General features: G+C 60.5%; 17 protein-coding genes. 14 read left to right on the top strand and 3 right to left on the bottom strand.

Translation table 11 applies throughout. The features are described 5' to 3' along the window. Positions 1-279 precede the first annotated feature (279 nt). Together EDE05_RS16360 and mprF are read right to left on the bottom strand one after the other, a co-directional pair. Positions 280-1,641, bottom strand: coding sequence for an AcvB/VirJ family lysyl-phosphatidylglycerol hydrolase (locus tag EDE05_RS16360; RefSeq protein WP_132411296.1), 1,362 nt, complete (start codon positions 1,639-1,641; stop codon positions 280-282). After that, positions 1,638-4,220: a bifunctional lysylphosphatidylglycerol flippase/synthetase MprF gene (mprF, locus tag EDE05_RS16355; protein ID WP_132411294.1), complete on the bottom strand. Its 2,583-nt coding sequence runs from the start codon at positions 4,218-4,220 to the stop codon at positions 1,638-1,640. The genes EDE05_RS16360 and mprF overlap by 4 nt, the downstream gene beginning before the upstream one ends. Before the next feature lie 276 nt (positions 4,221-4,496). Here mprF and EDE05_RS16350 point away from each other — a divergent pair, with 276 nt between their 5' ends. The 10 genes from EDE05_RS16350 (at position 4,497) to EDE05_RS16305 (ending at position 16,827) form a co-directional block, all read left to right on the top strand. Next, complete coding sequence (locus EDE05_RS16350; RefSeq protein ID WP_112800600.1) at positions 4,497-6,845, top strand: bifunctional salicylyl-CoA 5-hydroxylase/oxidoreductase; 2,349 nt, start codon at positions 4,497-4,499, stop codon at positions 6,843-6,845. Positions 6,846-6,855: 10 nt separating this feature from the next. Then, positions 6,856-7,653: an SDR family NAD(P)-dependent oxidoreductase gene (locus tag EDE05_RS16345; protein ID WP_132411292.1), complete on the top strand. Its 798-nt coding sequence runs from the start codon at positions 6,856-6,858 to the stop codon at positions 7,651-7,653. Next, positions 7,650-8,498, top strand: a complete 849-nt coding sequence (locus EDE05_RS16340) for an enoyl-CoA hydratase family protein (protein ID WP_112800605.1) — start codon at positions 7,650-7,652, stop codon at positions 8,496-8,498. The genes EDE05_RS16345 and EDE05_RS16340 overlap by 4 nt, the downstream gene beginning before the upstream one ends. Next, positions 8,498-9,673, top strand: a complete 1,176-nt coding sequence (locus EDE05_RS16335) for an acyl-CoA dehydrogenase family protein (protein WP_112800607.1) — start codon at positions 8,498-8,500, stop codon at positions 9,671-9,673. The genes EDE05_RS16340 and EDE05_RS16335 overlap by 1 nt, the downstream gene beginning before the upstream one ends. A 9-nt stretch (positions 9,674-9,682) precedes the next feature. Then, a complete protein-coding gene (locus EDE05_RS16330; protein WP_132411290.1) occupies positions 9,683-10,114 on the top strand; it encodes a thioesterase family protein in 432 nt (143 codons plus the stop codon). Next, positions 10,092-10,487: a RidA family protein gene (locus EDE05_RS16325; protein ID WP_112740622.1), complete on the top strand. Its 396-nt coding sequence runs from the start codon at positions 10,092-10,094 to the stop codon at positions 10,485-10,487. Before EDE05_RS16330 ends, EDE05_RS16325 begins: the two co-directional genes overlap by 23 nt. 7 nt (positions 10,488-10,494) lie before the next feature. Next, positions 10,495-12,456, top strand: a complete 1,962-nt coding sequence (locus EDE05_RS16320) for a 3-hydroxyacyl-CoA dehydrogenase NAD-binding domain-containing protein (RefSeq protein WP_134101951.1) — start codon at positions 10,495-10,497, stop codon at positions 12,454-12,456. A gap of 155 nt (positions 12,457-12,611) precedes the next feature. After that, a complete protein-coding gene (locus tag EDE05_RS16315; protein ID WP_132411286.1) occupies positions 12,612-14,006 on the top strand; it encodes a M20 family metallopeptidase in 1,395 nt (464 codons plus the stop codon). Between the two features lie 181 nt (positions 14,007-14,187). Next, the gene (locus tag EDE05_RS16310) at positions 14,188-14,874 is read left to right on the top strand and encodes a response regulator transcription factor (RefSeq protein WP_105373116.1); all 687 of its coding nucleotides are present in this window, start codon (positions 14,188-14,190) and stop codon (positions 14,872-14,874) included. Positions 14,875-15,426: 552 nt separating this feature from the next. Further along, complete coding sequence (locus tag EDE05_RS16305) at positions 15,427-16,827, top strand: ATP-binding protein (protein WP_245519924.1); 1,401 nt, start codon at positions 15,427-15,429, stop codon at positions 16,825-16,827. A gap of 45 nt (positions 16,828-16,872) precedes the next feature. Here the strand turns inward: EDE05_RS16305 and EDE05_RS16300 are convergent, their stop codons facing one another. Further along, complete coding sequence (locus tag EDE05_RS16300; protein ID WP_105373118.1) at positions 16,873-17,241, bottom strand: hypothetical protein; 369 nt, start codon at positions 17,239-17,241, stop codon at positions 16,873-16,875. Between the two features lie 242 nt (positions 17,242-17,483). On the opposite strand from EDE05_RS16300, the gene EDE05_RS16295 reads away from it, so the two are divergent. From EDE05_RS16295 to EDE05_RS16280, 4 genes are all read left to right on the top strand, one after another. Further along, entirely contained in the window at positions 17,484-19,361 is a 1,878-nt protein-coding gene (locus EDE05_RS16295; protein ID WP_134101949.1) for a mechanosensitive ion channel domain-containing protein, read from the top strand. Between the two features lie 241 nt (positions 19,362-19,602). Continuing rightward, positions 19,603-20,697, top strand: a complete 1,095-nt coding sequence (locus EDE05_RS16290; RefSeq protein WP_166675473.1) for an alpha/beta fold hydrolase — start codon at positions 19,603-19,605, stop codon at positions 20,695-20,697. A 58-nt stretch (positions 20,698-20,755) separates the two neighbouring features. Beyond that, complete coding sequence (locus EDE05_RS26885) at positions 20,756-21,040, top strand: EF-hand domain-containing protein (RefSeq protein WP_157949063.1); 285 nt, start codon at positions 20,756-20,758, stop codon at positions 21,038-21,040. Between the two features lie 33 nt (positions 21,041-21,073). Continuing rightward, a complete protein-coding gene (locus EDE05_RS16280) occupies positions 21,074-22,186 on the top strand; it encodes an efflux RND transporter periplasmic adaptor subunit (protein ID WP_132411278.1) in 1,113 nt (370 codons plus the stop codon). Positions 22,187-22,194: the final 8 nt, after the last annotated feature.

The following is a 22,194-nucleotide window of genomic DNA, read 5'->3' as shown; positions in this document are numbered from 1 at the left end:
TTTTGCCTGCCGTAGGTTCACTGCCGTTTTCGTTGGAGACCGCCACGAACACCAGGCACCTAACTTGGACGATTCCAGTCCGACATCACAGTTCAAGACGAACTGCCAGAGGGGCCCGGTCTGGTGGCGTGAGATTTAACGGCCCGACGACAGAAACTCAAGTGTTGAGTTGAGGTCTCTGTTGCCACTCCCATATTCCCACTGACCGGCCTAAAGCCAGACAAGATCATCCAGGAACTTCCACTGTTGTCGGGCAGAATAAGCGCGGAATCGCAGGCGCTATTTAAGACGTGTCTGGAGACTGTCGCGAATGCGCTTGCCCAGAGCTTGATAGTTTTCATCGAAGTGATGACCACCCTCGATCGGTGCGACTTCGACGCCTCGATCCTTCAACATGGGACAGGGATCGTCATCTTCATCCGTGCCATAGACGCATTGGATGAGTTTGGGATCGATCTTCGCAATGTCATCCACGGGATCTCCACCCTTGCCGGATCCCTCGGCTCCCAGCCAACCGGTCACGGAAATTTCGTAATCAACCTGGTGCGACAAGCCCAAAAGGGTGATCTGTTTCACTCGTTCCCGGTCCGAAGGCGCGAGGCGATTGTAGGTGGCCGGCAACACGTCCGCACCGAAGGAATAGCCGACAAGGAGGACGTTCTGAACATTCCATTGGCGACGATAGTGCTCGATGATCCTTGCAAGATCTTCCGCCGTCCCCTGGGGGGACCGCTCCGACCAGAAATAGCGCAAGGAGTCCACCCCGATGGTTGGTATGCCCTGCGATTGCAGATAGCCGCCAACCTCGCTGTCCAAATCGCGCCACCCGCCATCGCCGGAATAAATCACGGCCATCGTGTTTATTGCTGGTTTGGCTTCCAGCACGGTCAGCGGCAGGTCGAGCGGCAGGTCGTTCATACTTGCTGCTGAGAGGCCGACCGCCAGCGCTTGGGAGAGCGCCGCCTCGGGGGGTGAGGCAGAATCATCAAGCTGCACTTCCGGATGTTCCTGCTTCAGTCGTTGGGCATGCGCCTTTCCGGCAATATCGGCCGCTGCGGTCGAAATGATCGTAACCGCCGTCGGCAAGGAGCCGCCGTCGAAGCCGTAGATCGTGCGATCACCGACTTTCTGTTTCGGAGCTGGAGTGCAAAGCTCCTTGGAGAGCGGTATGCCCGCAACCGGGTCGACTGCAATCGCCTCGCCAATCGTAGCATTGGGACTCTGCGAGACCATGGCCAGCGCCAGCGCTCCTCCCTCACCGAGGCCAGCCACGATCGGATGGCGATAATTCGAATTGCCGATCCGCCGCTGAATCTGCTGGGAGAGGTCTTCGACATCGGAAACCATGTAGACGCAGCCGCCGTCGTCCGCCGCGAGCGATTTGATGTAGGACGGGAAATCGATACCGACCACTGCGGCACCGGCATCCACTGCAGCCTGCGCCTGGACATCCTCGCGAGCGCTCCAACCTTCGCCGCCGGATATCAGAAAGACAATACCGTTGAGATCGGCGCTATTGGTCGGCAACAGGATACGAGGCGCCGGGATCATTCCCGTATTGAAGCCTGGCTGCTGACCGGCAGCCCCCGTGATATACAACCATGCGGCAAGCGAGATGACGAGAAAACGTATAGACATCATTTGCCGACCACTCCTCTCAAGCCGCCGCTGATCAGAAGCGTCGCGTCCATCATCACGATGGCAGGGCTCACGCCACCTGCAACGGCCAGGTACCGTGGCTTCCAGATCGGATGGAACTTCGACTTGAAGGCCTTTAATCCCCTGAAATTGTAAAACCGTTCGCCATGTTCAAACACGATGCCGCCGATCCGGTCCCAGACCGGCGCTGCCTCGCGTGCAGCCATACCCGAGAGCGGCGCCATGCCAAGATTGAACTGCGCATAACCGGCGTCGCGGAGATATTCCATGATCTTCGCAAATAGAAAATCCATAGATCCCCTGGGAGCTTCGGGCGCAAAACGCATCAGATCAACGGTTCCTTCCTGCTTCGTATCAGTGACCGACAGCGTTGCGAAAGCAACGATACGATTTTCTTTTCGCAAAACGGCAACGGCCTGAGAGCTCACATAGTCGTCGCGGAAGGAACCGAGCGAGAAGGTCTTTTCACGGGTATTATGCTCCGCAAGCCATGCATCGGAAACCGCTTTAAGATCCTCGATCGAAGCCATGACCTCCGGCTGGTCGATCACCGAAAATTCCAGTCCTTCCCGCGCTCCCTTGTTAACCGCTTGACGAAGGCTCGCGAGGCGACTGCCTTTGAGATCGAAACGCGTGAGGTCGACGATTGCAAGTTCACCCAGCTTGAAAGCCCTCAGCCCCGCATCTGCACAATGGGAAAGAAGATCTGGCGATATCTGGTAGAAGACGGCCCGCCCGCCTCGGGCACGTGCCTCCTCGATGAAACGCCACACCAGATCGGCGGTTTCCTCTCGGGCTCCTACTGGATCGAAAAGTGCAATCCAGGATCGGCCCTGAATCCCATACATGATGAACGCATGTCCGCTTTCGGAAAACATCAGCCGCTTATCGCCCATTCGGACCAGGTTGGCGTCGGCGTTGTCCTGCGACATCGCAATCCGAATGGCCGCCTCAAGGTCGCCGGTCGTTGACGGTGGCGAGCGAAATGCCGCCGGTCGGAGCAGACTGAAAAGAGAGAGCATTCCCGCAAAGATCGTAAGACCGAGCGCAGCACGCAGGCCACGTGGCGCCTCTTCGGCAAATTCAAACTGCCACCACAGCTCGTGGGTGTATTGCACCTCGCGATATACAAAAAGCAGGACAGTAACGGCTGCGGCAACAATGACCAGCATTGCGGTCATCCAGCTCGGTGTCAGAACCTGACCAAACATCGAAGACCGCCGATTGAATTGTTTGGCGCTGAGAGCTAGCCCCGCAAGAAGAATGATCAAGAACACTGCTTCGAAAAGAGCAACCGCACGTACAAAGGCAAAGACAAGAGCGAACGCGGCACAAACCAGCCCTGTCCACCAGGCTCCGTCGAGCCTCTGCCCAATGCCGCGCGCAGCGACGAACAACACAAGTCCGAAAATGCTTGACAGGAAATGCGCGCCTTCCACCAACGGCAGCGGCAGATAGCTGGAAAGCAGGTTAAGATCGGAATCCGGCGTCGGAGTGACGCTGGAAAAGATCAGCATTGCCCCCGCGATCATCGCAAAAGTGGCAAGCAGGGGCGGTGCCAGCCGGAATTCCAGCTTTCGCAAGGTCGACGTAACCGGATGATGGGCTAACTGCCGAATTTCAAGACCGATCACGACGAGTGTCGCGATCAGCAGAGGCAGAACGTGGTAGATGACACGGTAGAGGACGAGGCTGCCAAGAACCTCGTCGACTCTGACCGTGCTGCCAAGAGCCGCGATGATTACGGTTTCGAAGACACCAAGACCTGCCGGCACGTGGCTGAGTACCCCAATTCCCACGGCGGTAGTATAGATTGCCAGGAATGACGGCCAACCGATTTCGGTCTGCGGCAAGAGGACGTAGAGGACCGACGACGAAGCGGCGATATCGAGCACAGTGACCAGAAACTGCTGCGACGATGTACGGGTGTCCGGCAGCCGGATGTTCACGCGGCCTATCGCTATGGTCCGACCGTTCTTCCCCAATACAACCAATGCAAAAAGAACCGCGATGATCAGAACCGCCACGGCTCGCACCCAGCCTTGGTCTATATGGACGATTGCCGCGATCCGCGGGGCCGTAACGAGCGACGCGAAAGCAGTAACCGCCAACAATCCGATACCGAAAGCAAGTGTAACGAAGGCGATGACCCGGCCGATATCATCGGGAGAAAGCCCCAGACGCGAATAGGCCCGGAATCGAATAGCCCCGCCGCTGAGCGCCCCGAAGCCAGCGGTGTTGCCGACCGCATAGGCGCTGAACGCGGTCATTGCGACCGGCACCGGCGGCAATGACCGACCGATATAGGCAAGCGCGTTCATATCGTAGCCGACGAGCGCCGCAAAGCTCAACGCGGTAAAGAAGATCGCCAACCCGATCGAAGACCAACGGGTATGGCCGAGCGCCTCAATCACGTCGTCATAGCTGACCTCGGTCGTGAGATCGTAGATCGCAAAGGTCGTAAAGGCGAAGACCAGCAGCACCGCGAGCGCTATGAGGTAAGAACGATACGTTTCAATGAGGTCTCGAAAGCGGTTGGGCTGACGATCCGTGGATTCCATTTTGGTTGCCGATACTGAGAAAGATTTCGAGCCCGGATTTTGATCAGACGCGCAGCAAAAGCAACGGGATCGCGGCTATAATGTGTCTGATATCGTTAAAGCGCAGTCCCAGTCTTCAATATGCCGTCGGGCGCACTGATCCCACCGGCGAGAGGGGCGCTCGCAAGACGACCATAGCCAGAGCCGTTCACGAATTATAAGCTTGACGGCCAGATCCGAAGCCATATAGTTTAAACTTAAAATAATTAAGTGGTGAACTGTCAGGAGGACTTGGATATGCGCATCGTCTGTATCGGTGGCGGCCCAGCCGGCCTCTACTTCGCGCTCCTGATGAAGAAGTTTCATCCCGAGCATTCGATCTCGGTGGTCGAGCGCAACAAACCTTACGACACGTTCGGCTGGGGCGTGGTGTTCTCTGACGCCACCATGGTGTCGATGAAGGCCTGGGACCCGGAAAGTGCCGCCGAAATCGAGGATGCATTCAATCACTGGGACGATATCGAACTGCTGTTCAAGGGCACGCGCCAGCGCACGTCAGGCCACGGCTTCGTCGGCATCGGCCGCAAGAAGCTCTTGAACATCCTGCAGCGCCGCTGCGAGGCGCTCGGCGTTGAACTGGTTTTCGAGACGGAGGCCAACGGCGATATCGACTATCCGGATGCGGACCTGATCATCGCTTCCGACGGCTTCAACTCGAAGATCCGCAACCGTTATCCGGAAGTTTTTGAGCCGGATCTCGTTGTGCGCCCGAACCGCTATATCTGGCTCGGCACCAACAAGCTGTTTGACGCCTTCACCTTCGATTTCCGCAAGACGGACCACGGCTGGTTCCAGGCGCATATCTACAAGTTCGACGACAAGACCTCGACCTTCATTGTCGAGACCACCGAAGAGGCCTACGAAAAGCACGGCCTTGGCCAGATGGACCAGCAGGGCTCGATCGACTTCTGCCAGGACCTGTTCTCGGAAGTGCTCGAAGGCTCCGAACTGATGACCAATGCGCGGCATCTGCGCGGATCCGCGTGGCTGAACTTCAACCGCCTCATCTGCGGCAAGTGGAGCCATTTCAACGGCAACTCGCATGTCGTGCTGATGGGCGACGCCGCCCACACCGCCCATTTCGCGATCGGTTCCGGCACCAAGCTCGCCATCGACGACGCGATCGAGCTCACCAACCAGTTCAACAAGCTCGGCCATTCCAAGGACAAGATCCCGGCGGTTCTCGATACCTACGAGGAAATCCGCCGCGTCGATGTCGCCCGCATCCAGAATGCGGCCCGCAACGCCATGGAATGGTTCGAAGTGGTCGGCCAGCGTTATGCCGATACACTGGAGCCGGAACAATTCATGTATTCGATGTTGACCCGCTCCCAGCGCATCAGCCACGAAAACCTTCGCCTGCGCGATCCGAAATGGCTGGAAGGTTACGAGCGCTGGTTCGCCGGGAAAAACGGCATCGACGTCAGCGGCAACGGCCGCACCCTGCCGCCGATGTTCACGCCCTATTCGCTGCGCGAAACACATCTGCCGAACCGCATCGTCATGTCGCCGATGGCGATGTATTCCGCCAAGGACGGCATGCTGGACGATTTCCATCTGGTCCATCTCGGCTCCCGTGCGCTTGGCGGCGCCGGCCTCGTGTTTGGGGAAATGACCTGCGTCTCGCCGGATGCCCGCATCACCCACGGCTGCCTCGGCCTTTGGAACGATGAACAGGCGGCGGCCTGGAAGCGTTTCGTTTCCTTCGTTCATGAGAATTCCGCCGCCAAGGTCGGCATCCAGCTTGGCCATGCGGGCCGCAAGGGCTCGACCAAGGTCGCCTGGGAAGGCATCGACCAGCCGATCGAAGAGGGTGGCTGGCCATTGATCTCGGCTTCGGCACTCCCCTACCTCAAAAGCAGCCAGACCCCGAAAGCGATGGACCGAGACGATATGGATCGCGTCAGGGCGGATTTTGTACGGGCGGCTGGATATGCGGCCGAAGCCGGCGCCGACTGGCTGGAACTGCACTGCGCACACGGTTATCTGCTCTCGAGCTTCCTCTCGCCGCTCACCAACATCCGCACCGACGAATACGGCGGCAGCCACGAAAACCGCGCTCGCTATCCGCTCGAAGTCTTCCGCGCCATCCGAGAAGTCTGGCCAGACGACAAGCCGATTTCCGTCCGACTTTCCTGCCACGACTGGTTCGAGGGTGGAAACACACCCGAAGACGCCGCCATCTTCGCAAAAATGTTCAAGGGAGTGGGAGCCGACCTGATCGACTGCTCCTCCGGTCAGGTCTGGAAGGAAGAAAAGCCGGTCTATGGCCGCCTCTTCCAGACGCCCTTTTCCGACAAGATCCGCAACGAGATCGGCATCCCGACCATCGCCGTCGGCGCGATTTCCGAGGCCGACCACGCCAACTCGATCATCGCCGCCGGCCGTGCCGATCTTTGCGCCGTCGCCCGCCCGCATCTCGCCGACCCCGCCTGGGTTCTGCACGAGGCAGCCAAGATCGGCCTGACCAGCATTCCCTGGCCGAAGCAGTATTATTCCGGCAAGGCGCAATACGAGACCAACCTCGCGCGCGCTGCGGCAGCGGCTGCCCCTCCGGCCGCCGGCCCGACGGCTGCAGCGAAATAAGGATCACGTCATGACCGAAGCGGCCCCGGCCAGGCTTGCCAACCGCCACGCCCTCGTCACCGGCGCGGGTTCGGGCATCGGCGCGGCGATCGCGACGGCGCTGGTGGAAGCCGGCGCGCGGGTGACGCTGGCGGGCCGGCGGACCGAACCACTGGAGGCGCTGGCCGAAAAGCTCGGTAAGAATAAGGTCTGCGTCGCCGACGGTTTCGACGTAACCGACGAAATCGCCATCGACAACGGCCTCAAGACAGCCCGCGCTGCCTTCGGCCCGGTCGATATCCTCGTCAACAATGCGGGAGAAGGCCCGAGCGCGCCCTTCGAAAAGACCTCGCTGGAGATGTGGAACCGGGTGATGACGGTCGACCTCACCGGCGTATTCCTCATGACACAGGCCGTGCTGCCGGATCTCAAGGCTTTTGGGTCAGGCGCCCGCATCATCAACATCGCCTCGACCGCCGGGCTCACCGGTTATGCCTACGTCTCTGCCTACGTGGCCGCCAAACATGGCGTCGTCGGCCTCACCCGTTCCCTGGCGCTGGAGCTTGCCAGGACCGGCATCACCGTCAACGCCGTCTGCCCCGGCTTTACCGACACACCTCTGATCGCCCGTTCGATCGAAACAATCGTCGCCAAGACCGGACGGACGGAGGAGCAGGCGTTGAAGGAATTTACCAAAAGCAATCCGCAGGGGCGGCTGGTGAAGCCGGAGGAGGTCGCGGACACGGTTCTGTGGCTGGCATCGCCCGGAGCTGCATCAATCAACGGACAGGCAATCGCGGTTGCCGGTGGGGAGGTATTGGCAGGATGAGCGAACAGGCTTCGATGGCGGGACATCTCCGCCCCTTCAAGGACTACCAGCCGAAGCACTTTCTCTGGGAAGTGAGCGAAAATGACCGCGTCGCGACCATCCGCCTGAACCGGGCCCAGCGCAAGAACCCGCTGACCTTCGAAAGTTATGCGGAATTGCGCGATCTTTTTCGCGATCTCGTCTACGCCTCCGATATCCGCTCGATAGTCCTGACCGGTGCCGGCGGCAATTTCTCCTCCGGTGGCGACGTCTTCGAGATCATCGAGCCGCTGACCCATATGGCGATGCCGGATCTGCTGGCCTTCACCCGCATGACCGGCGACCTCGTCAAGGCGATGAAGAAGTGCCCGCAGCCGATCGTCGCCGCCGTCGACGGCATCTGCATGGGCGCCGGGGCGATCCTTGCCATGGCCTCCGACATCCGGGTGGCGACGCCGGAAGCCAAGACCGCCTTCCTCTTCACCCGCGTCGGCCTTGCCGGGGCGGACATGGGCGCCTGCGGGATCCTGCCGCGCATCATCGGCCAGGGCCGCGCCGCCGAGCTTCTGTTCACCGGCCGCACGATGAATGCCCGCGAAGGCGAGGCCTGGGGCTTTTTCAACACGATCCATCCGGCCGATGTCTTGGAAGCCGAAGCCGTGAAGCTCGCCCATTCGCTGGCCGACGGCCCGTGGTTCGCCCACACGATGACCAAAACCATGCTGAACCAAGAATGGGCGATGGGCATCGACGAGATGATCGAATCGGAAGCCCAGGCCCAGGCGATCTGCATGGCCACCAAGGATTTTCGCCGCGCCTTCGAGGCCTTCGCCGAAAAGCGCAAGCCGGTCTTCGAGGGCAACTGATGACCGCGCCAACGACGCTCAAAGGGCCGGCACGCGATTTCCTCGACTGGCCGTTCTTCGACGAGAGCCACAAGGTGCTTGCTGAAAAGCTCGACGCCTTTGCGGCGTCAGGCGCGCTGAGCCATATCGACCATTCGAATACCGACGGCGCCTGCCGGGCGATCGTCAAGGCGCTCGGCCAGGCAGGCCTTCTGGATGCCGCGACCGGTGCCGGCGGCAGCCGGCCGATCGACAGCCGCGCCGCCTGCCTGACGCGCGAGACGCTCGCCTGGCACGACGGGCTTGCCGACTTCGCCTTCGCCATGCAGGGCCTCGGCACCGGCGCGATCGGCCTCTCCGGCTCCGAGGAGCTGCGCCGCACGGTTCTGCCGAAAGCACAATCCGGCGAATGGATCTCCGCCTTCGCGCTCTCCGAAAAGGAAGCCGGCTCGGACGTCGCCGCCATGGCCTGCGCGGCCCGCAAGGACGGCGACCATTATATTCTCGACGGCGAAAAGACCTGGATCTCCAACGGCGGCATCGCCGATGTCTACACCGTCTTCGTCCGCACCGGCGAGGCCCCCGGCACGCGCGGCATTTCCGCCTTCGTGGTCTTTGACGACGATCCCGGCTTCTCGATCGCCGAGCGCATCGACGTCATCGCCCCGCATCCGCTGGCAACAATCCGTTTCGAGAACTGCCGCATTCCGGCTTCGCGCCTGCTCGGGGCGCCCGGCGAAGGTTTCAAGATCGCCATGCGGACGCTCGACATCTTTCGCGCCTCCGTCTCTGCCGCGGCGCTCGGTTTTGCCAAGCGGGCGCTCGACGAAGCCGTTGCTTATGCGAAGAACCGACCGATGTTCGGCAACCACCTTTCCGACCTGCAGCTCACTCAGGCCGCTTTCGGCGACATGGCGGCTGAGATCGATGCCGGAGCACTCTTGACCTACCGCGCCGCCTGGCGCCGCGACGTACAGGGCCTGCCGACCACCAAGGAGGCCGCGATGGCCAAGATGGTGGCGACCGAGAATGCACAAAGCGTCATCGACCGCGCCGTGCAGATCTTTGGCGGTCGCGGCGTAAAAAGCGGCGAGATCACCGAAAGCCTCTACCGGGAAATCCGGGCGCTGCGCATCTACGAAGGCGCGACCGAGGTCCAGAAGCTCATCATTGCCCGCGAACTTCTGAAGGCGTGAGGAACGATCATGGCTTACACGACCTCCCGCCGCCTGAACTTCGGAGATTGCGACCCCTCCGGCATCGCCTATTTCCCCTCCTACCTGAACATCCTGGTCGGGGTTTGCGAGGAGTTTTTCGGCTCGCTCGGCGCGCCATGGCCTGACATGATCACCGACCGCAAGATCGGCGTGCCGACCGTAACTCTGGACGTCGCGTTCAGGAGCCCCGGTTACCACGGCGATATGATGGATTTCACCGTTAAGGTCATCCGGATCGGCAACAGCTCCGCCGATCTCGAATACGAAGTACGGGTCGGCGATCGGCTGCTCTGGACGGCGAAGCAGCGGCTCGTCGCCACCTCGCACGAAACCCATAAGGCCCTTCCTTGGCCGCACGATATGCGCGCAGCGCTGACACAGCATTTGGAGAACGATGATGCACACGATTCTGCAGCCTGAAGGCTGGGCAAAACCGATCGGTTACGCCAACGGCGTGGCCGCCAGCGGCCGCCAGATCTTCGTCGGCGGGCAGATCGGCTGGAATGGCCAATGCCAGTTCGAGACCGACGATTTCGTCGGGCAGGTGAAGCAGACGCTGCAGAATGTGGTCGCCGTGCTGGCCGAAGCCGGCGCAGGACCCGAGCACATCACCACCATGACTTGGTATTTTACCGACAAGGCCGAATACCTCGGCAACCTCAAGGGTATCGGCCAGGCCTATCGCGAAATCATCGGCAAGCATTTCCCCGCCATGGCCGCCATGCAGGTCGTGGCGCTGGTGGAAGACCGCGCCAAGATCGAAATCCAGGCGACCGCCGTCATTCCGGCCTGAGGCAATCATGAACGAGACGATCGAATTTTCCGCCACGGTTTCCGCGACGACCCGCAACGGAGTTCTGGTCGTCACGATCGACAACCCGCCGGTCAACGCGACCTCCGTCGATGTCCGCAGCGGGCTTGCGAAAGCACTCGCCCACGCAGAAGCGGTCGCCGAGGTGACCAGCGTCGTGATTACCGGTGCTGGAAAGACATTTGTCGGCGGCGCCGACATCAGGGAATTCGGCACGCCGGTCATGGAGCCGACCCTGCCGGCGGTCATCGAAAAGATCGAGAACCTGTCGAAACCGGTCGTGGCTGCCCTGAATGGCGCAGCACTCGGCGGCGGTCTCGAAGTCGCACTTGCCTGCCACTACCGCGTCGCCGCACCGGCCGCGCAGGTCGGCCTGCCCGAAGTCAAACTCGGCATCGTCCCCGGCGCCGGCGGCACGCAACGCCTGCCGCGCCTGATCGGCATCCCCGCGGCGCTCGACCTGATCACCTCGGGACGCTCGGTGAAGGCCGAGGAGGCCCTGAAACTCGAGATCATCGACGTGGTAGCCGCAGAGGATCTCGTTGAAGCCGCAATATCCGCTGCTTCGGCATTGGGCAGCAAACCACTCCGCCGCACCGGCGAGTTGACCTTAGCCGCCGCCGATCCCGCCGAGATCGAAAAGGTCTCTGCCAAAATTCTCGCCAGGGCACGCGGCCAGAAGGCGCCGGCCGAAGCGGTCCGGCTTGTCACCTCGTCCAATCGTCCCCTTACCGAAGGCCTGGCGGATGAACGCGCCACGTTCCTCGCACTCCGCGACAGCAGCGAGGCAGCCGCCCTTCGTTATGTCTTCTTCGCCGAACGGGAGTCCTCCAAGGTCGAAGATCTGGAAGGCGTCCAACCTCGCCCGGTGAACACAATCGGCATCTGCGGCCTTGGCCTGATGGGCAGCGGCATTGCCGTTGCCGCCCTTGGTGCCGGTTATTCGGTGATCGGCCTCGACCAGACCGCCGAAGCCGCCGAAAAGGGCAAAGAGCGCATCATCGGCCTGCTGGAACGCAACGTCGCCTCGGGCCGCCTCGATCAGACCGGCTTCGAAGCCCAGAAGGCACGGCTTTCCGTGACTGCGACGGACCCCGAGCTTGCTCCCTGCGATCTCGTCGTCGAAGCAGTGTTCGACGATCTCGCCGTCAAGACCGACCTTTTCCGGCGCCTCGACAAGGTCATCCATCCGGATGCGGTGCTGGCAACCAATACCAGCTACCTGAACCCGGACGAGATTGCCGCCGCGACCGCCCATCCGCAGCGGGTGCTCGGCCTGCATTTCTTCTCGCCCGTCCATGTGATGCGGCTCCTGGAGGTCGTTCGCTGCGCCGAAACGGCGCCGAATGTGCTGGCAACGGGGCTGGCGGTTGCCAAGAAACTGCGAAAGCTGCCGGTCGTCACAGGCGTCGCCGAAGGCTTCATCGGCAACCGCATCTTCTCTGCCTATCGCCGCGAAGCCGAATTCTTGCTGGAAGACGGCGCCCTGCCGCACGAGATCGACGCCGCGCTGGAAGACTACGGCTTCCCGATGGGCCTTTTCGCAGTCTACGACATGGCCGGCCTCGAAATCGCCTGGGCCCGCCGCAAGCGGCAGGCGGCGACCCGCGATCCTTCCGCGCGTTATGTCGAAATCGCCGACACGCTCTGCGAAGCGGGCCGCCTGGGCCAGAAGGCCGGCCGTGGCTGGTACGCCTATCCGGATGGCAAGCGCACAATCGATCCGGAGGTCACCGCAATCATAGAAGCCGCTCGGACCAAAAAAGGCATCACACCCCGTACCTTCCCGAGAGAAGAAATCCTTGGTCGCTTGTTGAGCGCTATGGCTGCGGAAGGAAAGGCCCTGCTGGCTGAGGGCATTGCGAACCGTGCCAGCGATATCGATCTCGTAATGATCAACGGCTATGGCTTTCCTGCCCACAGGGGTGGACCAATGTTCCTCAACGGCTGAGGAGTCCAAGGTCACATCTGCCAGAGCGCCTTTTCGCCGCAGAAGGCCGCCGAACCTCATGCATGTTTCGTTGTCACCTCGGCTTCGATCTGTCACATATTTCGACAACAGCATCGCCCGAGTGGGCCACAACGACCTGACAATCCAGGAATTTCATGATGAGGATACCCCCTTCCCGTCAAGCGACCATCGACAAGGCCGTCAGCTATGTGGACGACGGTTCCTTTGAAGCCACGCTGCGTGAGCGGGTCATGATACCCTCGGCAAGTCGCGTTGCCGCCAATCGGCCGGACCTATGGCATTACGTGACAAAGGACATGCAGCCCTTCTTTCAGCGCCTCGGTTTCACCACCAAAATCTATGAAAACGAGATGGCCCCAGGGCCGTTCCTACTCGCTGAACGCATGGAGAATCCGAGCTACACGACGGTCCTGCAGTACGGCCATGGCGACGTGGTCGCCGGACTTGCGGGCCAGTGGGACAATGGCCTCTCGCCCTTCGAGATGACCGAGAGAAATGGTGCCTGGTATGGCCGTGGCACCGCAGACAACAAGGGCCAACATACGGTAAACCTGGCTGCAATCGAGGCGGTGTTGGCAATCAAAGGTGCCCTCGGCTTCAACCTGAAATACCTGATCGAGATGGGCGAAGAGTCCGGCTCGCCCGGCCTGGGGGAGATATGCGCCGCGCATGCCGAGGAGTTGAAGGCTGATGTGTTCATCGCATCCGATGGACCCCGGCTCTCATTTGACCGGCCGACGATATTCCTTGGCGCCCGAGGCGGCATCTCCTTTCATCTGGAAATCAACACGAGAGAGACGTTTCAGCACTCGGGCAATTGGGGCGGTCTTCTTTCCGACCCGGCTATCGAACTTTGCCATGCGATCACAACGCTCGTGGATCGGGCCGGCCGCATCCAGGTGCCCGAGATGACACCGGGAATGATCCCCGAAAACGTCCGGGTAGCCTTAAAGGACTGCCACATCGCACCCGCCGACGGCGACCCGCCAGTCGAACCTTGGTGGGGAGAGCCGGGCCTGACGCCGGAGGAAAAGGTCTTTGCCTGGAGTTCCTTCGATGTCATGGAGATGGAATGCGGCAATCTCGCTCAACCGCTCAATGCCATACCGCCCAGGGCAAGGGCGCGGGTCCAGCTACGTTTTCCGGTAGGCGTTGATCCGGATGCGGTCATCCCCGCCGTCCGCAAGACATTGAAGGCGGCCGGCTATGACCGGGTGGTCGTCAAAGACCCGACAGATGCTACCTTCCGCGCAAGCCGCCTGGACCCGGATCACCCTTGGGTAAAGCGGGTCGCGGCATCCATTGAGAAGACGCTGGGTGCACCACCCGCGATCCTTCCCAACCTGGGAGGCTCGCTGCCCAACAACGTCTTCTCGGACCTGCTCAGACTGCCGACGATCTGGATTCCACATTCTTATCCAGGTTGCTTGCAGCATGCGGCCAATGAGCATCTGCCGATATCCATCGTCAGGGAAGGGTTGGCGATCATGGCGGGACTTTACTGGGATATCGGTTCAGACGCCGTCTGAGCATATAGTTGGATGTATTCCTTCGTTACTTGAAGTAAGTCGCCGACGCTCGTGCAGACCGATGAGTACGGCCGAGCGTGCAACCAAGGGGAATGCACCGCTCCCCATGATCATGGCTGGTCTGGCGGGATGATTTACGCGATAGTCCCGCAGGGCATCAAATGGGCGGAGAGGAATTCAAGTGTCATCCGTACGGTCGAATGGGGGTACCGGCAATCCGGTATCGATTCTGATCGTCGAAGACGACGCGCCGACCCGTTGGCGCATCAGCGATGCACTGTCGCGCGAGAGCGAATTCAGCGTTGCAGAGGCGGCAACCCTCGGCGAGGCCCGTCAGATCGTCAACGCTTCCGTGCCGGACGTATTGCTGACCGATCTCCAGCTTCCTGATGGGAACGGGATGGAGCTGATCCGTGAGGTGAAGCAACGCAACGGCACCACCGAGATTATGGTGATCTCCATACTCGGCGATGAGGAGAGCGTCATTTCCGCAATTCTGGTGGGCGCAAACGGCTATCTGCTGAAGGATGCATTTCCGACGGACATCGCCGATACGGTGCGAAACCTGTTGCGGGGTCATTCGCCGATATCGGCGTCGATCGCCCGCTTCATCGTGAGGCGCACGCAAGGAGGGCCGGGCACCAACTCTCGTGTCTCCGACCTCAACACCGCGAAACTCACCCGCCGCGAGATCGATATCCTCTGGGGCATCGCCAAAGGCTTCAGCTATGCGGACATAGCCGATCATCTTGGGATATCGCGGCAAACCGTTCCGGGTTATATCAAGAACATTTATCGCAAGCTCGAAGTCAACACCCGCGGCGAGGCAGTATTCGAGGCTCTTCAGCAAGGGCTGATCAAATTGTAGAAACAATTTTTAATGACCGATACTTTAACCATTGCTCGCCCGCGGGATCTGAGGCTGCCGACCTATCTCGGTCTGCAGCTCATTATTATGGCTGCGTGTATCTTCCTCCTACAGTTGGATCCACCCAGACCGCCGGCACAATACCAAGTGTTGAGCGCCGAACTTCGCCAGGACGAAGCGGTTTGGCTGGCAATCGCCCTGCCTCACCGGCACCAGCGGACAAGGACCGACGCGCCGCCTTTCATCTACAGAATGAGCTTTGAACGCGCACCCACGGAAGCATCGCAACCTTGGGCGATTTTCCTCCCCAGATTTACCAGTGGGGTGGAGGTGGCGGTCAATGGGGCCACAATCCTGGATAGCCGCCTCAATCCGACCGCTGGACGCGTGGATCGCAACATTCCAGCCATAGCCCCTATTCCATCCGCACTCCTGCGGGACGGGCCGAACGAAATTACACTGCGGCTCTTCGTCTGGGGGCCACTCACGGGATACCTGGACACTATCTATGTCGGCCCGGATACAGAACTGAGGTCTTCGTACGATAAGCGGATGCTCCTGTTCCAGACAATCCCGCTCATCCTGGCTGCCTGGCAGGGAACTGTCGGTGCGATCCTCGGTTTTATATGGCTCAGCAGGCGCCATGAACACGCCTATGGTTGGCTTGCGGCGGCTATGGCGGTGGGGGTTATCCAACAATTCATCCCTTTCCCCACCCATCAGATATTGCATGGCTTTCTCGGCGCATCGGTCCCGCTGGAAAGCGCTCTCGTGCTCCATTTCGCAGCGCGTTTCACTGGCCTTAAGGTCTCGTCGCGGCTGGGATGGTTCGTCTTCCTTCCAAGCCTGATCATCTTGGCAGCCAGCGCGATTGGCGATCCCGAAGTCGTCAGAACAACCTATATGTTGCTGGGACCCGCAAGCATCGGCGTGTTCGTTGTACTGACGGCTGTCATTCTTGGCTGGTCTGCGTTGTTCCGAAGCGAACGAAGCAGCTTTTTCCTCGGATCGACGCTCACTGCAGTCCTGGTTTTCTGGGTCCACGATGCGCTGACCGTGCTCGATGCACTGCCGGGCGAGCGTATATTTCTCGGTCGTCTCTCCTACTCGGTAGTGCTGATTGCAATCGGTATCGGCCTCACCCTGCGCGTGGTCCAGGCCTTGAACCAAGCTGACGATTTTGCGGGCCGCCTGTTCAGGCAGGTCCGGGACGCGGAGGAGAAGCTGCGCGCCAGTTTCGCGCGCGAGGAGGAACGATCCCGCAAGGAAGCATTGGCTGCGGAGCGAACACGCCTGATGCGCGATCTGCACGACGGTTTAGGGGGGCAGCTCGTCAGCATCGTCGCGCTCGCGGAACAGCAACATGGCGGCAGCGCAACAGTGATAGGAGACGCGGCGCGTGCCGCACTGAAAGACCTACGCCTCGTCATCGATGCCATGGAGGAAATCGACGGCGACTTGATGCTGGTACTCGGCTCATGGCGCGAACGCATTTCGGCACAGCTACGCGCACACAGCATTCAACTCGAATGGCAGGTGCTGACGCCGGGTGGTCTGCCTATTTTTCCGGGGTTACGGCCGTGGCACGTGATCCAGGTGATCCGCCTGCTCGATGAAGCGGTCACCAATGCCGTGAAGCACTCAGGGGCCAAGAAGCTCCGGGTTATCATCGAGACCATTCATGATGTCCCTGAGGAGGCAAGCGGGCGGATCAGCGTCGAAGATGATGGCAGCGGGTTCGACCTCTGCATACCGCGCGTCGCTGCCTCACCGGCTCATCCGCGGACAGGGCGGGGACTTCTGAACATGAAGAGGCGCGCCGAGCTGTGCGGCGCACTTCTTACCATATCCTCCGGACAGCAAGGTACGAGGGTAAGCCTGATCCTGCCCAGTCACTTCGGTACGACGCCTTCTGCCGATGACAGGGATGGCGCTGCAGGCGAGCGGCACTGACCGGCATAGGACCTGCCGTCCAAGACGGACAGGTCATACGCCGTCCTATCGTCTGCCTACCCGGTTAACTGGGCCGCCCCGATTCATCGGTGTTCCGACGACGCCCACGCCCGGAGCCCCAACGCGGGGAGCGACAGCAACGGGATGGGGCCGACATCCAACCGGCACGCCGGGTGCAGTGCAATAGATCGCGGTCGCCGTCCTCGGACGAACCACGCAGCCCACGGGAACGCCGGGCGCGGTGCAATAGATCACCGCCGCAGCCGGCGGTCGGACCACGCAACCCTTGGGGATACCTACCGCTTTGCAATAGACCACGGCCGATGCCGGTGCCGGCACCAATCCGGCGATCGACAACGTCGCTAGATAGACGAACGCCAATCCGGCGCGCACGGGACCCGTTTTGCGACCCATCATCTTCCTCCTGTCGAGACCTTCAGAGCCCAAGCCATCCTGAGCGTGAACCTCACCATGCGGAAAACCGTGACGTCGGGACATGCCATGTTCATGGGGTGGCTCGGAAAGTGTTCTCAGGATATTCCGCTCCGGTTCAAACTCGATCACCGCGCATTGGAGAACCTGAAATCGCCGCGGCTGGTTGGAGGAGTCGGGGGTGATATGCAATCGACTGGAGTATCGAGAGGGGGATCGCTCCCGTGAGCGCACCGCCTCAACTGGTGGCGTCAGAATTCGGCTCTCCGCTGCAATTGATTCAAGCCTTTGCCGATCGGCTGGAAGCTGAACTCGTTGCGGCCATACTGGCGTTTCCCCGCCTGCCCGAAGACATTCTCCGGACATTCCAGTCGAACGCCGGGCATGTTTCCGCTCATCTAACCGCAACGGCGACAATCAGTTGTGCGGCGATATTGGCCTTTGCAACGGTTGCCCATCTGCTTCGCGACAGAAGACAGGCTGCGGCACGCGAACGGCTGCCCTTCATCGGCATGCTCAAGCTCATGGGATGGGATCTGCTGCCGCTGATTGCCGCTATCGTCGTCGCACGCCTCTTGCTCGTGCGCTGGTTTGGCTTTGCCCCGGGCGAAGCGACGTTTCCCGTGGATCTTGCCGGGGGAATGATCAGATGGTTGGCAACCCTGACGTTGATGGGCGTGATATTTCGGCCGAATATCTCGTCGCTCAGGCTCATAGCGCTCGATGACGAGGGCGCCCAGAAGGCCGTCTGGTATGGCAGCGCCATCCTCGCCGTCGGGCATCTGCATGCCGTTGTGCTCGAGGCCGCCGGCCGCAACGGATTGCCTCTTGATTCCGTCAAGCTCCTGACCTTCACGATTTCTTCCGCAATGCTGGCCGGCACTTTCCGGCTGTTCCATGTCCTGCGACAGCATGGGCTTCGGCCGGAACTCTATCTGTTCGGCATTTGGCTTGCCCTCCTCACCCTCCTGTTGTGGACATGGGGCTGGATTGCCGACGACTTCGATCTCTATCGAGGCATCAAGGGCACAATTGCCGCCACCTTTGTTACGCTTGTTTTTGATCGAACGCTGGCGCTCAGCATTGCGTTGTCGCGCCGCCCCGCAACCATGCGCCTGCTATTTGTCCTGCGCGTAGCGATCGACAGCATCGCCATCGCGGTAATGTTGCGCGTCATCGCAGAATATTGGCTCGTAGGGACCTTCGGCTTCGTCGCACCAGCAGACTGGCCGCATTTTTCGCGACGCCTGACATTCGCTTCCGTCGTGCTGGTGGTCGCTGCCTGGCTTGGGGCTGCCACGCATGTCTGGATCGAAGCACAGATGACGCCACCAGAAGCCCTAGAAGCCGCAGCGGCGAGGGAAACACGACAGGCGCGGCTTTCGACAGTTCTGCCTGTGGTTCGGTTCACGGTCCTCGCATTGATTGCATGCGTATTCTCTTTGATCGCACTCTCCGCCCTTGGCATCGATATCACGCCGGTTATGGCTGGCGCGGGCATCCTCGGGCTTGCGATCAGCCTTGGCTCGCAGGCCCTGGTCAAGGATATCATCAACGGCATTTTCTGCATGCTGGATGACGTATTCCGGCTCGGAGAGATGATCGAAATCGGCGATGTCCGAGGCAGAGTTGAGCAGATCAAGCTCCGGAGCCTCCGGCTGCGCGATGACGATGACCGGTTGCATACGATACCGTTCGGAGAAATTGCGACGGTGGCCAGCTACAGCCGCCGCCTGTCGAGCGTCACCGCGACCGTTCCGGTCGCGAGGCTCCCGAACAGAGCGGACCAGGAGCGATTTTCCCGGCTCGCTGCGGCAACAATCCGTAGCGAACCGGTCATTCAAGCCGCGCTAATCGGCAAGATCAGCACCACCGCGATGAATGATGAACAGGAGCCTGGCGGGCGGCTCCTGTTGTCCTTCCACATGTCCCGCCCTGTTGCGCTGCATTCGGAAGCGTTGATCGCCAGCCTCGTCGAAGAGGCGATCGGCGACGCGGGCTTGGATAAGCTGCTGACCGGGAAGGTGAATGTCTTTGTTTCCGATGTGCGGGAGGCAAATGGCTCAGTCCCCGTCCCCTCGCCACGAGCGTCTACACCATGAACATGGGATAGCCTGAGCGGCAAGCCTTGATAAACCTTCAGCCGCCTGAAGTTCCGTATTCGCGGACGTTCGGCCACTGAATATGGGGGAAGCCAACATGCTGAAGAGGGCCCGTCTTGCGACGGCAGGGCGACGGGGCGCCATAGCGGATCGCCTTTTGAAGAGACCCGACCCAAGGCTCTCGGCTCGGGCGATCAACGGCAGACGCCGGCGCCAGCATGGAGCCGCCGCCATCGTGCCAATGCTTGTCATTGCAGCGATGAGCAGTTGCAGCACGCCGGACGCCGGCGTGCTGATTCCGCTGAAGAGTGGGGCTGATGTAAGTTGGACAAAAACGATTTTGGCGGTCACGACGCGCCGGGCTGCAGAAAAAAGCTCACCCGGTTTCCTCTTCAGCGGAGAGCGCGACAATCGCGTCCATTTCCTGAGCCTGACCATCTCAATGCCACCCCAGCGGGAACCAGGCACCCTGCCTGTGGCTGATGATCACCCGGATCCGAAAAAGGACATCGCTCTCGTCTCCTCAGAAGAGCTGAGCTATTCCGATTTTATCGCGCAAGCGAAAGCGTGGCCCTCCGCTGATCCAGTAGCCAAGCCCCGAGCTCTCGTCTTCACACACGGATACAGTACCCGCTTCGATTCCTCGGTCGTGCGCTTTGCCCAGATCGTCGAGGATACCGGCTTCCAGGGCGTCCCCATCCTCTTCAGCTGGCCTTCACGCGGGCTGACCGCCGCTTACGGATATGACAAAGATTCCGTCAACTTCAGCCGCGACACCATGCAGCAGCTTCTCGAGACGCTGACGTATGAGCCCGCACTGGGTGGCGTGGATATGGTCGCCCATTCAATGGGCGGCTGGCTCACGATGGAAACGCTCCGCCAGATCGCCTTATCGAAAGGGGCGAAGACCCTGGACCGGATCGGAACCGTCGTCCTCGCCGCGCCCGACGTAGACATGGATGTTTTCAGGACACAGGTCAGCCAGCTTGGACCGCTTCGTTCCCGCATTCAGATCTACGTATCCCAGGACGACCGTGCGCTCAGGATCTCCAGACGCCTGTTTGGCGGCAAGATCCGTGCCGGTGAGAATACCGATATCGTGCAGTTTGAAGAGCTCGGCATAACGGCCCACGACATTTCCGGCGTGAAGGGTGGCATCGGCAAGAACCACGGCAAGGCATTCGGTGACGATGCCACCATTGCCGGCATCGGACGAACGCTCGCCGATGGAACCCGCAGCAGCCCGCTTCTCAATGGCTTGGAAACGATCGTGCTCTCCGTTCCCAGACTCGACAATGCCCTGCTCTCCGCTTCCGCGGCGGCGGGACACCGCTGAACGCCGCCCAATCTCGGGTGACGAACGATCAACCGCAAACGACACCAGGAGAAATGCAATGTCTGTAATCAGAACTCTTTCGCCGGCTTTTGCCCTTGCCGCTGCTCTTGTTACCGCACTTCCGGCGGCCGCTCAGGAGCAGGCTTTCCTTACCGCAGATAAAAGCGGTGACGGCTCGCTTACGCAGACCGAATTCAAAACGTTCGTGGATACGATCGCCCAATCAGGAAAGCCGATTGCAGCCAAAATCAAGGCCTCCGGCCGCTATGGGCTCGCCTTCGGCCGCATTGACAAGAACAAGGATGGCCTCGTCTCGGTGGACGAACTCTCATCGCTCAAGTGATCGGCTGACGTAACTGCATCGGGAATCGAAACCATGTGCCGGTCGACAACTGTATTTGCGATCCTGCCTCTCCTTTGCATGCTCAACGGCATCGCCGCCGCACAGGAGGTTCAGAGGAAAGTCGTCGCGCAATCGCCGACGCGCCAACAGGTGACGCGATATCTTCATTCGACCGGCACATTGAAGGCGGTCAACGCCGTCGATCTTGTCGCCAGGGTGTCGGGAACGCTTGAAAAAATCAACTTCGAGGATGGCGCACGCGTGCGCAAGAACGACATCGTCTTCGTGGTCGAACAGGAGCCTTACCGGATCGGTCTGGCGTCAGCCGAAGCGGAACTTGCCCAAGCGCAAGCCAATCTGCAGCAGTCGGATGCCAATCTGATCCGGCAGGAGGCGTTGTCCAAACAGCAGGTGACCGCCCAGGCGGCGCGCGAATCTGCTGTCGCGCAGAATGAGATTGCCAAAGCCCAGGTAGCCGCTGCCGAAGCGAAGGTCCGCAGCGCACAGCTCAACCTCAGCTACACCGAGATCCAGGCCCCGTTTGACGGAATTCTTGCAGCTCGCGCAACCGACATCGGAGCGTATGTCAACGCGGCATCGGCTCCGAAACTAGCTGCCCTCGTCCAGCCCGATCCAATGCATGTGCTTTTCTCTGCCAACGAACGGCAGGTCATCGAAATTCGCAAGGCGCTGGCAGAACGGAATATGACGATCGGCGATCTTAGCAAGATCAGAGTGGAATTTGGCCTCCAGGCCGAGGAAGGATACCCCCACTCCGGCAAGCTCGACTACATCTCTCCCGAGATAGACCCCGCTTCGGGAACTATGACCGTGAGGGGCATCATCGATAATCGTGACTACCTTTTTTCCTCGGGCATGTTCGCAAAGGTTCGCATTCCGCTTGCGACCCATACGGCGTCTGTCGTCCCGGAAACCGCCGTCGGTAATTCGCAGCAGGGGCGGACCGTTCTTGTCGTGAATGCGGATAATCGGGTTGAACTGCGCAAAGTGGTCGTCGGCGAAAATGCAGGAGCCGGTTCCCGGGAGATTGTGGAAGGGCTCTCCGACAAAGACCGCGTTATCGTCCAGGGAGCTGCAGGTGTGCGGCCCGGCGAGACGGTCACGGTGGTCGAGAAACTCCAGTAATTCCACCC

It is taken from the genome of Neorhizobium sp. R1-B, assembly GCF_004368875.1.
Taxonomy (GTDB): Bacteria; Pseudomonadota; Alphaproteobacteria; order Rhizobiales; family Rhizobiaceae; genus Neorhizobium; species Neorhizobium huautlense.
This window is presented reverse-complemented; position numbering and strand designations above follow the sequence as displayed.

Excerpts from the sequence above, each read along its gene's own strand:
- EDE05_RS16340 (WP_112800605.1), top strand. The coding sequence starts at position 7,650 with ATGAGCGAACAGGCTTCGATGGCGGGACATCTCCGCCCCTTCAAGGAC.
- EDE05_RS16305 (WP_245519924.1), top strand. The coding sequence starts at position 15,427 with ATGCTCCTGTTCCAGACAATCCCGCTCATCCTGGCTGCCTGGCAGGGA.
- EDE05_RS16300 (WP_105373118.1), bottom strand. The coding sequence starts at position 17,241 with ATGGGTCGCAAAACGGGTCCCGTGCGCGCCGGATTGGCGTTCGTCTAT.
- EDE05_RS16335 (WP_112800607.1), top strand. The coding sequence starts at position 8,498 with ATGACCGCGCCAACGACGCTCAAAGGGCCGGCACGCGATTTCCTCGAC.
- mprF (WP_132411294.1), bottom strand. The coding sequence starts at position 4,220 with ATGGAATCCACGGATCGTCAGCCCAACCGCTTTCGAGACCTCATTGAA.
- EDE05_RS16330 (WP_132411290.1), top strand. The coding sequence starts at position 9,683 with ATGGCTTACACGACCTCCCGCCGCCTGAACTTCGGAGATTGCGACCCC.
- EDE05_RS16320 (WP_134101951.1), top strand. The coding sequence starts at position 10,495 with ATGAACGAGACGATCGAATTTTCCGCCACGGTTTCCGCGACGACCCGC.
- EDE05_RS16280 (WP_132411278.1), top strand. The coding sequence starts at position 21,074 with ATGTGCCGGTCGACAACTGTATTTGCGATCCTGCCTCTCCTTTGCATG.
- EDE05_RS16315 (WP_132411286.1), top strand. The coding sequence starts at position 12,612 with ATGATGAGGATACCCCCTTCCCGTCAAGCGACCATCGACAAGGCCGTC.
- EDE05_RS16345 (WP_132411292.1), top strand. The coding sequence starts at position 6,856 with ATGACCGAAGCGGCCCCGGCCAGGCTTGCCAACCGCCACGCCCTCGTC.
- EDE05_RS16360 (WP_132411296.1), bottom strand. The coding sequence starts at position 1,641 with ATGATGTCTATACGTTTTCTCGTCATCTCGCTTGCCGCATGGTTGTAT.
- EDE05_RS16350 (WP_112800600.1), top strand. The coding sequence starts at position 4,497 with ATGCGCATCGTCTGTATCGGTGGCGGCCCAGCCGGCCTCTACTTCGCG.
- EDE05_RS16290 (WP_166675473.1), top strand. The coding sequence starts at position 19,603 with ATGCTTGTCATTGCAGCGATGAGCAGTTGCAGCACGCCGGACGCCGGC.
- EDE05_RS16325 (WP_112740622.1), top strand. The coding sequence starts at position 10,092 with ATGCACACGATTCTGCAGCCTGAAGGCTGGGCAAAACCGATCGGTTAC.
- EDE05_RS26885 (WP_157949063.1), top strand. The coding sequence starts at position 20,756 with ATGTCTGTAATCAGAACTCTTTCGCCGGCTTTTGCCCTTGCCGCTGCT.